The following is a 12,937-nucleotide window of genomic DNA, read 5'->3' as shown; positions in this document are numbered from 1 at the left end:
GAATTTTATGTAAAATTGTTTGCCTAGCTTTTTAAAATTGTTTCAATCTTTAGTAGTTCGTCCTCAGTAAAACTTAAATTCTGCAGACTATTCACATTATCCTGAAGCTGAGAGGCTTTACTAACACCAACAAGCACCGAGGTAATTGTTGGGCTCTTCAACAACCAGGCTATGGCCATTTGAGCAAGACTCTGCCCTCTTTCTTCTGCAAGGTCATTTAATTTTTTAACCTGACTCAATACCGTTGAAGTTATATTACTGGATTTAAGATACCTTCCATCCTTTACGGCTCTTGAATCCTCAGGAAAACCATTGAGGTATTTATTGGTTAGAATTCCTTGCTCCAGCGGAGAAAAGGCAATGGCGCCTATGCCTGACTCATCCAACACATTCAGTAAATCCTTTTCTACCCACCTGTCCATCATGTTATACCGCGGTTGGTGAATTAAACAAGGCGTTCCTAACTCTTTCAATATTTTAGCCGCTTTGATTGTGTCAGCTGCACTGTATTGAGAAATACCTACATAAAGCGCCTTTCCCTGACGCACAATCAAATCCAAGGCGCCCATGGTTTCCTCTAAAGGAGTATCTGGATCTGGCCTGTGGTGATAAAATACATCTACATATTCCAGTCCCATTCTTTTTAAACTTTGGTCCAAACTAGCGACCAAGTATTTCTTGGAGCCAAAGTTACCATATGGACCAGGCCACATGTCCCATCCTGCCTTGGAAGAAATCAGCAACTCATCTCTATAAGCTAAAAAATCCTTTTTAAGAATTCTACCAAAATTCTCTTCAGCAGCACCATAAGGAGGTCCATAATTGTTCGCAAGATCAAAATGCGTAATCCCCAAATCAAAGGCTGTTCTTAATATTTCTCTTCCTACCTTAAGGTCATCACTATGACCGAAATTGTGCCAGAGCCCTAAAGAGATGGCTGGCAAATCCAATCCACTTTTACCGCATCTCCGGTATTTCATGTTATCATACCTTGAAGGATCAGGTACATATACTGGCAGTGGTTCTTGATCGTTTATTTTCATAATATTTTATTTTATAGAGGTTTATGTTTCAAGCAAATTCAACTATTTTCTAAATAAACTATATTGTTTTCAGGTATTTTATCCCAAAAGGATTTCAGTAAATAACGAGTCTCAACCACTCTTTTAACAGGTTTTAGTGCAGAGATCACTTCTTCGGAGGATTGATAGGACATGTTTAAGTCCAAAAAACCATAGGCAGAAAGAAAACCATCTTCAAAAAGCAATGCGACCTCTTCTTCGGGATTTCTACCTATATCTTTCACCAAGAACCTTTCTCCTTCCATTTTCACAGCAGCAAAAACTTCATCGGCTCTTTCGTTATAAACTTCAGGCAATTCTTTGCCACAGCAGGCCCCATTGCATTCACCTACTTGAAAATCATAACAGGCTCCATTCTTTTTTTGTATTCCATTAAGTTTTGGGCAAAGCTGGTATTCCTGGTTTTTTTCTACTAAGAATTTCCAACCACTGGCATGGCTGGTAAATGTAGCTAAAGGCTTAATTCCGGGTACAATCTTATTGATTTGAAACCGAGTGTAACCTTCCCTGTCCGTATAGGAGAAAATACCCCAAGACATGGCTTTTACTTTTAGCGACCTGTTGTACTTTGGCCACAGCCTTTTGATTTCCATGGCCTCTAACAACAATGCCAGTAACTCACTTCCTGTAACTTCATAACTTACGTCACATATCTCACTTTTTAAACTCAACTTAGCTTTACCTGTAAAGTGTCCATTGAAGCGACTTTGTATGTTCACTGCTTTGCCTACATAGATCACTTTCCCGTTGGCATCATGAAAATAATACACCCCTGTAGATTGTGGAATTTCATTAAACTGTTCTTTGCTGATATTGGGAGGTAGGGTTAATGCCTTGTGCTTGCCTTTTATGGCTTGACCAATATGGTCCTCATGATCTGCCTCCAGAAGTTGGCCAAACAATATAGATGTGGCCCATGCATCACCCATAGCGCGGTGACGATCATTCACGGTGATTCCTCTTGATTCACATAGACGACCCAGGCTATAACTTTTAAGCCCAGGAAAAATTTTCCTACTTAATCTTACAGTACACAGGCGTTTGGGTTTGTACACTTTTCCTTCTCTTTCAAATGCCTGCTTAACAAAGCTATAATCAAAGCCTACATTATGAGCGACAAATACCTTATCTTCTAATAAGTCAAAAAGTTCATCAGAAATATCTGCAAAAGTAGGTGCTCCTTCAAGCATCTGTGAGTCTATGCCTGTGAGCCCTGTGATAAAACCAGGCACATGCATTTCCGGATCCAACAATTGCTCATATTGCCCGGTAATTTTCTCACCATCATGAAAAACCACGGCAATCTCGATAATCTTGTTATTACCAGTAAATCCTCCCGTAGTTTCAATATCTACTATTGCGTACATAAATAACTCATAAGTAAAAACAATACTCAGAAAAAACAAAATGATTCATTTATTTCTTCTTGAATAAAAGTTGTCAAATTTGTAATATTAGATATTAAACTGAAGAACGAAGCAAACAATTTCCTTCAGGGCATCTTTTAATTCAAATACTTTATTAAACATAGCGATTATGAAAGAAAAAGCAGATGCCTGGCAAATGGAATTAACCAAAATCACTTGGGAATTTGAGAAGCTCTTAGAGGATTATGACCTTACTACTTTAAACTTAAAACCAGGACCTGGAAAATGGAGCCCAATGGAAATTATTGACCATTTAATCCAAGTTAATGCTTCTTATTTTCCCATTTTTCAACAAATCATTGACCAGAAGTTTAAGACACCACTATTAGGTAGGCTTCCTTTTTATGGTAAAAAAACGGGAGAGATGATCCTTGCGGCCATGAATAAAAGTACAAAAATTAAAACTTTTTCTTCCTGGGAACCTGCTGAAAAGATGCATAACAATGACCTGAAGTTTGATTTTTTCAATAAACAAGACCAATTGTCCAATTACATTCAAAAGCTGGAACCTTATCTAAATCAAAAACTTATGATTTATTCTCCGGCCAATAAATGGATTGTATTCCCTTTGGACACAGCAATAGAAATTATTTTGAGCCATGAAAAGAGGCATCTTACTCAAATAAAGAACCAACTAATTGTCCAATAACCTATGAAATCTGAAAAAGAAAAAATGCTTGATGGTGAATTGTACCTGGCATCAGACGAAACCCTAAGCAAGGACAGGTTTCATACCAGACAATTACTCAATGACTTAAACCAAAACCTCCCTGGAGACAGCACCCAAAAGGTTAATATCGCTAAAAAGCTTTTTAAGCATGTAGGCAAAGATTTTGGTTTGGAGCCTCCTTTTTACTGCGATTATGGTTATAATATCAGTGTGGGGGATCAGGTTTTTTTTAATTTCAATTGTGTACTCTTAGACATTAATTCAATTACAATTGGTAACCGAAGCATGTTTGGGCCTGGAGTAAATATTTATGCTGCAACTCATCCAATCGACGCCAAAACAAGGGGCAGCCAGCTTGAATTTGGTAAGCCAGTGACTATTGGTGATGATGTTTGGGTCGGAGGAGGAGCGATTATTTGTCCAGGAGTAAACATTGGTGACAGGAGCATTATTGCCGCAGGCGCAGTTGTCACAAAGGATGTACCTGCAGACGTCATCGTCGGAGGAAACCCTGCTAAAATCATTAAATATATAGACCAAGAAAAGAAGATGGTTTAAAGCACCATCTTCTTTAAGTGATTTTCTTTGATTACTCTTCTGAGGATTTTTCCAACATTTGATTTGGGAAGTTCATCCACAAAATATATTTCTTTTGGCACCTTATAACTTGTCAGGCTTTCTCTAGAAAAGGCAATCAAGTCCTCTTCTGAAAGCGATTTGTCTGTGGCAATTACATAGGCGACTACCCTCTCAGTAGATTTCTCATCAGGAATACCTATTACCCCTGCTTCGTTGATCCTATCATGCGCCGTCAAGGCATCTTCTACCTCGTTAGGGTAAACATTGAAGCCAGACACCAAAATCATTTCCTTCTTACGATCTACGATTTTAAAGTATCCGTCTTTATCCTTAACCGCTATGTCTCCTGTTTTAAACCACTCTCCCAAAAAGCTATCGGCAGTTTCTTCAGGTCTTTCCCAATAGCCTGGCATAACCTGAGGGCCCTTAACGCACAATTCTCCTCTTTCACCTAAGGGCAAATCATTTCCTTCATCATCTACAATTTTTACATCCGTGTTAGGTAAAGGAATACCAATTGTACCCAACCTTTCTGTACCATCTATGGGGTTACAAGTAACCACAGGAGAGGTCTCAGTAAGCCCATAGCCTTCAGATATCGCAACTCCCGTCACTTCTTTCCATCTTTTGGCAACAAATGACTGAAGGGCCATTCCACCTGCAACTGCTATTTTAAGCGAACTAAAGTCCAAAGATCTGAAAGATTCTTGGTTCAACAAACCATTGAAAAGGGTATTGACTCCTGTAAAAACACTGAAAGGATGCTTTTTAAGTGTTTTACAAAATGTAGGCATATCGCGGGGGTTGGTGATCAACACATTGTGAGCACCAATCTTCATCATGGCCAGACAATTGACCGTCAATGCGAAAATATGGTACAAAGGAAGTGCAGTTATTACCGTCTCCTCCTTTTCGATTAACCTAGGTTTCATCCAGGCAGAAATCTGCTGCATATTGGCAACGATATTGCCATGACTTAACATGGCACCTTTGGACACACCAGTAGTTCCTCCAGTATATTGTAGGAAAGCCAAATCTTTATGAGCCAACTCCTGCCTTACATAAGCTTTTTTCTCACCAGCTGCCATTGCCTTTTTAAAGCTCCAAGCCTCCGGTATATTATAAGCAGGAACCATCTTTTTGATGTATTTCACTACTAAATTGACGATATTCCCTTTTAACCCACCAAGTGAATCACCTATTTCAGTAATGACTATATGCTTAAGGCCTATTTTACTTTTAATTTTTTCAAGATTATGTGCAAAATTAGCAACGATAACGACCGCTTTGACCCCTGCGTCAGAAAACTGATGCTCCATCTCCGAAGAAGTATACAATGGATTGGTATTTACCACTATCAGACCGGCTCTTAGCGCGCCAAACATGACGATTGGGTACTGTAGTAAATTAGGCATTTGAATACCAATGCGATCACCTTTTTTTAGGTTAAGTTCATGCTGTAAAAAGGAAGCAAAGGTGGACGATAATTTATCTAATTCATTGAAGGATATGGTTTTATCCATACATTCATAGGCTACCGCATCTCCAAATTTTGCTATACTTTCTTCAAAAAGATCTACTGCACTACTGTATTGATCCGGGTCTATTTGCTTAGGAACGGCTTCCGGATAAAATTGAAACCATGGAAAATCCATCATATTTGTTAATTTGAGTGTATTGTTTTGGGCTTTTGTACTAATATATTCAATGTATTTCTTTTATTAAAAGGTTTTTCCTAATAAAATTTCCCACAATTAAATAACCCATGTCGGTCATTCAACTTTTTTTTATTGGAAGGCAATCATATTCTCCTTTCATTTGTTATAATAAATCTGAATTGTGTAATGAGATTTTCTGTTTTTGGTCAGAAAGTAATTATCGCCCCTGTGGGAAATAGCATCACACATTTAACCCGGATTATGTAATAGGATTTCCTGGCCCTGACTATAGTCAGGGGTGATGCCTGTCCCGTGTTTACGGGAAGTGTTGCAATCGCAAGAAAATCAGACTGTTTGGAGATTTTAGCATAGCACCGCTATGGTGAAATTGAAAACAGCAACGATTGGGTATTTTAAAGCGATTTCAGCACGTAATAGAATGTCTATTGCATATTTCGGGTTTAACAAGTAAATAATAGTTTTTTTAGGGGTTTGAATAATGGAAATAATTATGATGTTAAGTTAAATTTGAATCGTTTTTCTGTTGTAATTATTTGATTAATAGTAAATTTCAGTCTGATTGTGCTTAGAAAGGAAAACAGTGAGGTATTAATTACATTATATAGAACTAAGTACTTCAAAATTTCAAAGTAAAAAGATCGTTGAAATGTTAAATAATTGACTTTAAAAGTTTATATTTCAATAATAATATTTTGTTTTTTTTATGCTGTCCACCTTGAATTTTAATTTGGTATTACTTTTAATGGTATTGGTTGCTATAGCACCAGTATTACTTATATTTTTTTTAAAGAAGGAAGTACAAGGCAAAGCCTCATCCTATTTTTCCGCATTAATGATTGCCTGTTTTGTCTATTCAATTTCTAATGTTTTTGAACTGACAATGGAGACTATCCCTAGCAAGTTGTTGATGTTAAAGGGGATGTATTTGGGGGCCGTAATGTTCGCTCCATTGGTGCTTTTATTTACCTTGATATATACTGAAAGAGGGAATTGGATCAATAGAAACAGGATGTATTTGTTGTTTGTGGTGCCTGCAATTAATTTACTATTGGTATGGACAAATGATTTTCACACTTATTTCTATAGCTCGTTTGTGCTAGTAAATAAAGGGGAATTCATAATGATGGTGACAGGAAAAGGTTTTGGTTATTGGTTACACCAATCCTACACCTTGCTTCTCTTGTTTGTTAGTTTATTTCTATTAATAAAAAGGATAAGAGAGGTTCCTCCTATTGACTCCAAGCAAGTGTTTATGGTGATCTTAGGGCTTTGTTCACCCTTTTTTGTTTACTTATTGTATTTGACAAGTCGTGGACCTGTTCTGATTGATTATATTACTTTTAGTTTCTTAGGTACAGGATTGTTTTTTTATTTAGGATTGACACGTTACAATCTGTTTAAAATTGCACCCATTGCTTACAGAACTTTGTTTGACAATATGCAAGAAGGGGTTTTAGTTACCGATACTTATGGGACTTTGATTACCTTGAATCTTGCTGCCGCCAATATGTTTGAGTTAAAAACAATTAACCAAAACATTGCTTTAAAGGTAATTAAGAAGGATTGGCCAGAAATACACGAATTGCTTACAAGTTCTGAAGACTACAGAATGATTGAGTTTTCATACAAAGTAGGGGATTATTTGAATTGGTACCTTGTCTCTAAATCTTCAATAAAAGGCCAAAATAGAAAATCGGTAGGAAGCATTATTTTATTAAGAGACATCACACAGGAAAAACTTTTTCAATTTGAAATTCAGCGGTCTAGAGAGGAAGCGGAAGAGGCTAATCGTGCCAAAAGTGAGTTTTTGGCCAATATGAGTCATGAGATAAGAACCCCTTTAAATGGAGTTATTGGTTTTACTGAGCTTTTGTCAAATACCCAATTGAATGAACAACAAGCCAAATATGCCAATACTGCTTTAAATTCTGCCAATGCTTTGCTTGATTTAATAAATGATATTCTTGATTTGGCGAAAATAGAATCTGGAAAATCAGAAACCAATATCAAACAATTACATCTTCATGAGTTGCTTGAAACTATTTTGGATGTTTTAAGCTTTCAGGCTCACAAAAAAGGCTTAGAATTAATACTTGATTTGGACCCTAGGATTGGGGATGTAATAGAAACAGATGAATTAAAGCTTAAGCAGGTTTTAATTAATTTATTGAATAATGCCTTGAAATTTACTGAAAAAGGTCAGGTAATAATGAAATTAACCCTGTTGAACCCTTACACTGAGGAGTTTCAAGAAAATTTAAATATCAGATTTTCAGTATCGGATAGCGGGATAGGTATACCTAAGAGCAAACAACAATTGATTTTTGAGGCCTTTTCTCAAGCAGATTCTTCTACTACAAAGAAATTTGGTGGAACAGGCTTGGGATTAACCATTTCAAATAAATTGTTAAAACTATTGGGGAGCTCCATTCAGTTGAAAAGTGAAATGGGAAAGGGAAGTGATTTCTATTTTGATTTAGAAGTCAAAACAATGAATTTTAAATTACCTAGCCAAGACTTCTCCCAACTTAGTGAGACTTTAATAGTAGATGGAAATGAAGCGTCAGGGAAAGTTCTTAAAGCGAATTGTGAGAGTTTTGGAATAAAGGCCACTCATGTGAAAACAGTATCGGACACTTTTTTTGCATTAGAAAATAACCTGAATATAGCACTAGTTATATTAAATAATAGTTTGTTAGGGTCTAACAGTGTATGGACCATGCAAAAAATGATGACTGTTGTAAAGGACAGGACCCCACAAGTGAGGTTCGTGGCCGCAGTAGGTAGCATAGAACAAGAAGCAACAATTAAATTGTATAGTTCCATTGGCTGTAATACCATATTGTATAAACCTTTTACCCCATCAAAATTAGAAATGCTCTTTGAAAGCTTGGTAAAAACGAGAGATGCAAAAGCCGAATTCCCTAAAGCACATAATGGGAGTAATATTCCCCCTAAAGATAAGGAGCCATTTAAATTGTTAGTAGCTGAGGACAATGCTGTCAATCGCATGCTGATAAAAATATACATGGAGAAACTGGATCCTAACGCAATAATATTAGAAGCAGAAAATGGGGAAGAAGCCTTGGAATTGCTTAGGAATTCGACCATACCTGATTTGGTAATTACAGATATTAATATGCCAAAATTAGACGGTTATGAATTGCTCAAAGAGATAAGGTCTAAGCCCAATACCAATCAAATTCCAGTTGTAGGCTTTACGGCCAATGCTTTACAAAGTGAGGCAGAAGAGTTGAAAAACGCAGGTTTTGACGGATTTCTTACTAAGCCGGTTGTTCAAGAAAAGTTTAGAAAAACAGTTTTGAGATGGCTAAAAATTGATAATCAATAGGATTTCGATAAGAGACATAGAATAGGGGAGTTTATTAGATCAAACTCCCCTTTTTTTTGATTAATTGTCTTCTCCTCTAAGTTTTACTACTGCACCTTCGAGTTCGTCACTGATTCTAACCTGACATGCTAGCCTGCTTGTAGGGTAATACTCAGGAAGTGCTTCAAGTTGATCCAGTTCCACATCAGTGGCGTCTCCTAGTCCTTCTTTCCCTTCTAGCACTTCAACATGGCAGGTAGCACACAATGCCATTCCTCCACATGTCGCTAAAACGGGATATTCGGATGCTTTTAATATTTCCATTAAACTCAAGCCCATATCATCCGGGGCTTCTATACTTTGGCGATTGCCAGCGTGATCTTCTACAGTGAATGTAACCATTTTGCAAAAATACGATTAAAATGAATTTACACCATTAACAGTAGTGTATTTGAAGCTTAATTTTTGATCAGGGTACACAAACTTAAATGCAGAATGCATCATAATGGCAGCCTCGTGGAAACCACATAGGATTAATTTTAGCTTGCCTGGGTAAGTATTAATGTCACCAATAGCAAAGATTCTTTCTACTCCAGTCGAATAATCCCTGGTATCAACCTCTATCGCATTTCTGTCTATGGTCAAACCCCAATCTGCTATAGGTCCTAATTTAGGGCTTAGACCAAATAATGGGATAAGGTAATCGGTTTCAATTGAAAACTGAGACTTGCTTTTGTCTTCTAAGTAAACAGTATCCAAATGACCATTTCCTCCCAATTTTTTAAGATTGGCAGATAAAATAAGGTCTATTTTTCCCTCATTGGCTAGGTTGAATACCTTTGAGGCAGAATCAGGAGCTCCCCTGAAAGTTTCATTTCTATGTACCAAAGTAACCTTCTCCGCTACATCAGATAGATAGATTGCCCAATCCAAAGCGGAATCACCACCCCCGGCTAAAATCACCTTTTTATCTCTGAATTGTTCTGGGTTTTTCACCATATAGGTTACTCCTTTTCCTTCAAATTCAGTAAGGTTCTCTAATGCTGGTTTACGAGGCTCAAAACATCCCAGTCCACCAGCTATGATTACGACCTGGGCGTGTACCTGAGTCTTGTCACTTGTAGTGAGTATATACGAACCGTCGGTTTGCTTGCTAAGATGGTCAACACGCTCGCCTAAAGAAAATGTAGGTTTAAATGGCTTAATTTGCTCCATTAGATTGTCTACCAATTCCTGGGCTTTTACCTCCGGGTATCCTGGTATATCATAAATAGGCTTCTGTGGATAGATCTCCGAAAGTTGTCCTCCTACTTGTGGCAAGGCGTCTATCAAATGGCAGCGCATTTTTAATAACCCTGCTTCAAAGACAGCGAATAAGCCAACTGGGCCTGCTCCAATAATGCAAATGTCAGTAGTAATCATCTTTAAGTCGATTTTTATGTGTTAACCTCTTTAAAAGTCAATAGTTTGTGCAAATATAATTAGTATAACAACTAATATTAAGAGTTTGTTAGATTTATTCTGCTAGATTATTGTATATCGTATTGAGAATTCGCTTGAACTCTCCGAAATCCTTCTCATCGAGATTCTCCCAGGCCTTTTGCCTGATTGCGGCTATTTGTGGTTTTAAGTCTTTCACCTTGTCCTTCCCCTCCTGAGTAAGATGCAATTGATAGCTTCTTCGGTCTTCCGGATGTTGAATTCTTTCCAAATAACCCTTTTTACAAAGAAGATCTATTATCCTTGTCAAAGTAGGATGATCTTTGAAAACCAAATGGGCCAATTCTGTCTGGCTCAGTCTTTCATTTTCATTTAGGTTTTTTAAAACCAGCCATTGGTCCACAGTAATGTCAAATTCTTTTAATTTGAACTTCTGCTGTGCGTATTGCTTGACCTTCCTTGCGGTCCGGTCCAACAAAAATGAATATTTGCTAAATTGCTCGTATGTCATGCCAATTATTAGTACGACAAATATAATTAATTATTTAAATACAATCCCAACAAACCCTATAAAAAAGATAGGATTTGTTGAATAATAAATTTATTCCCCACTTTAGCTGGGTTTTGGTATTCGATTTTTTAATTCTAAATTCATTCTTGAAAATTTAATTTTGAATTGCATTACCATGAAAATCGACTTAAAAGGATACAAAGCAGTAGTAGGAGGGGCAACAAGAGGACTAGGACTTGCAACAGCACAACAATTGGCTGTATGTGGTGCTTCTGTTACCCTACTCGCCAGAAATAAAGAAAAATTGGAATTTGCTAAAAGCACTTTGTCTGTTAGCAGTGGTCAGGAACATAACTATCTGGATGTGGATTTTGCAGATTTTGATTCCTTTAAAACGCTTACCAATCAATTTTTTGCTGGTAAAGAAGTAGATATTTTGGTGAACAATACAAATGGGCCCGCAGCTGGTTCTGTGGTTCAGAAATCTACCGAAGATTATCAGGAAGCTTTTGACCTGCTTTTTAAAACCTATCACCATCTGAGCCACCTGCTTTTGGATGGGATGAAAGAAAGAGGTTATGGGAGAATTCTCAATGTTTCCTCTGTCACTGTCAAAGAGCCTCTGCCCAACCTTATCTTGTCGAACACCATGCGTACCGCTGTTGTAAGCTGGGCCAAATCCTTGTCTAAGGAGGCTGCACCCTCAGGTATTACAGTGAATACAGTGTTGACTGGCTCTTTTGAAACCGAAAGAATCGAATCCTTGATTAAAAGCCAATCGAAGGAAACAGGTGAAGATTTTGATGATTTATTGCATCAGAAACAACAAGCCATACCTGCTAAAAGGTTTGGGAAGCCTGAGGAATATGGCTACCTAATGGCTTTTTTGGCCTCTCCGTTTGCTGGGTATATCAATGGTGCAAGTATTCCAATAGATGGTGGAGCATTAAACTGCTTATAAGCTTTCTGCTTTTAAGAATTTATTGACTTGATTATCTACTGGTTTAAGGGAGTGAATGTACGTGTATATGGCACCCAGGTCTTCCACGGTCATGCCTGCATACATGTTCCATGGCATAATGGTTTGCATTTCTCCAGCTTGAACTTTACCGAGTTTGTTCCGGTCTTCATACTGTTTAAATCTTTCGATAAACTGTTCTTTCGTCCAGTTTCCTAGTCCAGTTTTATGTGGTGTGAGATTGGGACTCGTTAAGATATTGCCATCTGGCATATTAAAAACCCTTCCACCAGCAAGGTGTTCACCGGTATATTTACCATTTTCAAATTTGGTATGGCAGTCATTACAAGCTGCTGCATTCACTAGGTATTTACCGTAGGCTATAGCATCAGATTCAGGAGGTCTTGTTGAAAATTCAGCCCTTTGGGGTATGGTTCTCATAATTAAGCTGAATGGAAAATCAGGCTCAGATGTTGGCTGAACTTTTTCAATAGGAGACAAAGTTCGAATATAGGCGATTACTGATAGAATGTCTTCTTTATCCATTTTCCCATAATTCGCATAAGGCATTATGGGGAAGATTGGATCTCCATCTTTCTTTACCCCAGTTGTTATCAGTCTAAAGAGTTCTCCATCTGAATAGGAGGTTAAGTGGGCTGGGGTAATGTTGGGTGAAATAAATGTGCCTGGAAAACCCATTGCATGGTCAAAAACTTCTCCTCCTGAACCTTCTGTTCCGGGAATTGGAGGGCCACTAAATAAGCTAAAATCCCTTTGAGAGTGGCAGTCTATGCAAATCATTACATGGTTTGCAAGATATTTACCCCTATTAAGAGTTTCCGATGAAGTAGATAGCCTCATGTTCTCCGGTGGATTGCCTACATCTGGCAGGATCATCTGTATGTAAACCAAAGAGCCAATTATTAATATCAGGAGGAATGAGAAAATAAAGAGACCAAGCTTTAAATATCTATTCATATCTAATTGGTTTGTGAGGAGATGTTTAACCCGAAATATGCAATAGACATTCTATTACGTGCTGAAATCGCTTCAAAATCAGCCACTTCGTTGCTGTTTTCAATTTCACCATAGCGGTGCTATGCTAAAATCTCCAAACAACCTGATTGTCTCGTCCTGAAAATGGTTGACACTTTTGTTTTTCAAATATAGTAAGTGTTTTAATTTCTAAGAAGTTTCATTTAACTTACAGTACCACGATAAAGCGGAGGCAAGCTCTGCTGAGGAGCAACTTGCCAAGGA

General features: G+C 37.5%; 11 protein-coding genes. 4 read left to right on the top strand and 7 right to left on the bottom strand.

Going from position 1 to position 12,937, the window contains the following annotated elements; genetic code table 11:
* Window positions 1-23: 23 nt before the first annotated feature.
* Both mgrA and AC13EX_RS01440 read right to left on the bottom strand, forming a co-directional pair.
* The gene (gene mgrA / locus AC13EX_RS01445; protein ID WP_482891255.1) at window positions 24-1,043 is read right to left on the bottom strand and encodes an L-glyceraldehyde 3-phosphate reductase; all 1,020 of its coding nucleotides are present in this window, start codon (window positions 1,041-1,043) and stop codon (window positions 24-26) included.
* 38 nt (window positions 1,044-1,081) lie between these two features.
* A complete protein-coding gene (locus tag AC13EX_RS01440) occupies window positions 1,082-2,449 on the bottom strand; it encodes an exonuclease domain-containing protein (protein WP_048643004.1) in 1,368 nt (455 codons plus the stop codon).
* A 169-nt stretch (window positions 2,450-2,618) separates the two neighbouring features.
* Here AC13EX_RS01440 and AC13EX_RS01435 point away from each other — a divergent pair, with 169 nt between their 5' ends.
* Window positions 2,619-3,158, top strand: coding sequence for a DinB family protein (locus AC13EX_RS01435; protein ID WP_482891254.1), 540 nt, complete (start codon window positions 2,619-2,621; stop codon window positions 3,156-3,158).
* Window positions 3,159-3,161: 3 nt separating this feature from the next.
* Window positions 3,162-3,737, top strand: a complete 576-nt coding sequence (locus AC13EX_RS01430; RefSeq protein WP_482891253.1) for a sugar O-acetyltransferase — start codon at window positions 3,162-3,164, stop codon at window positions 3,735-3,737.
* On the opposite strand, the gene AC13EX_RS01425 is transcribed toward AC13EX_RS01430, so the two are convergent.
* Entirely contained in the window at window positions 3,734-5,416 is a 1,683-nt protein-coding gene (locus AC13EX_RS01425; protein ID WP_339718086.1) for an AMP-binding protein, read from the bottom strand. The two genes, AC13EX_RS01430 and AC13EX_RS01425, sit on opposite strands and share 4 nt — an antisense overlap.
* 748 nt (window positions 5,417-6,164) lie before the next feature.
* Here AC13EX_RS01425 and AC13EX_RS01420 point away from each other — a divergent pair.
* Window positions 6,165-8,789 carry a histidine kinase N-terminal 7TM domain-containing protein gene (locus AC13EX_RS01420; RefSeq protein ID WP_482891252.1) on the top strand — a complete coding sequence of 875 codons (2,625 nt, stop codon included), beginning with the start codon at window positions 6,165-6,167 and terminating at the stop codon, window positions 8,787-8,789.
* Window positions 8,790-8,849: 60 nt separating this feature from the next.
* On the opposite strand, the gene AC13EX_RS01415 is transcribed toward AC13EX_RS01420, so the two are convergent.
* From AC13EX_RS01415 to AC13EX_RS01405, 3 genes are all read right to left on the bottom strand, one after another.
* Entirely contained in the window at window positions 8,850-9,170 is a 321-nt protein-coding gene (locus tag AC13EX_RS01415; protein WP_048642745.1) for a 2Fe-2S iron-sulfur cluster-binding protein, read from the bottom strand.
* A 15-nt stretch (window positions 9,171-9,185) separates the two neighbouring features.
* Complete coding sequence (locus AC13EX_RS01410) at window positions 9,186-10,190, bottom strand: NAD(P)/FAD-dependent oxidoreductase (RefSeq protein ID WP_048642746.1); 1,005 nt, start codon at window positions 10,188-10,190, stop codon at window positions 9,186-9,188.
* Window positions 10,191-10,284: 94 nt separating this feature from the next.
* Window positions 10,285-10,719, bottom strand: a complete 435-nt coding sequence (locus AC13EX_RS01405) for a MarR family winged helix-turn-helix transcriptional regulator (RefSeq protein WP_048642747.1) — start codon at window positions 10,717-10,719, stop codon at window positions 10,285-10,287.
* A 175-nt stretch (window positions 10,720-10,894) separates the two neighbouring features.
* On the opposite strand from AC13EX_RS01405, the gene AC13EX_RS01400 reads away from it, so the two are divergent.
* Window positions 10,895-11,680, top strand: a complete 786-nt coding sequence (locus AC13EX_RS01400) for an SDR family oxidoreductase (protein WP_482891251.1) — start codon at window positions 10,895-10,897, stop codon at window positions 11,678-11,680.
* Here AC13EX_RS01400 and AC13EX_RS01395 read toward each other — a convergent pair.
* The gene (locus tag AC13EX_RS01395) at window positions 11,675-12,655 is read right to left on the bottom strand and encodes a c-type cytochrome (protein WP_482891250.1); all 981 of its coding nucleotides are present in this window, start codon (window positions 12,653-12,655) and stop codon (window positions 11,675-11,677) included. The two genes, AC13EX_RS01400 and AC13EX_RS01395, sit on opposite strands and share 6 nt — an antisense overlap.
* Between the last annotated feature and the right edge of the window lie 282 nt (window positions 12,656-12,937).

It is taken from the genome of Cyclobacterium sp. L-R (assembly GCF_056859355.1).
The sequence above is the reverse complement of the archived record's forward strand: the minus strand, read 5'-3'. Positions and strand labels throughout refer to the sequence as shown.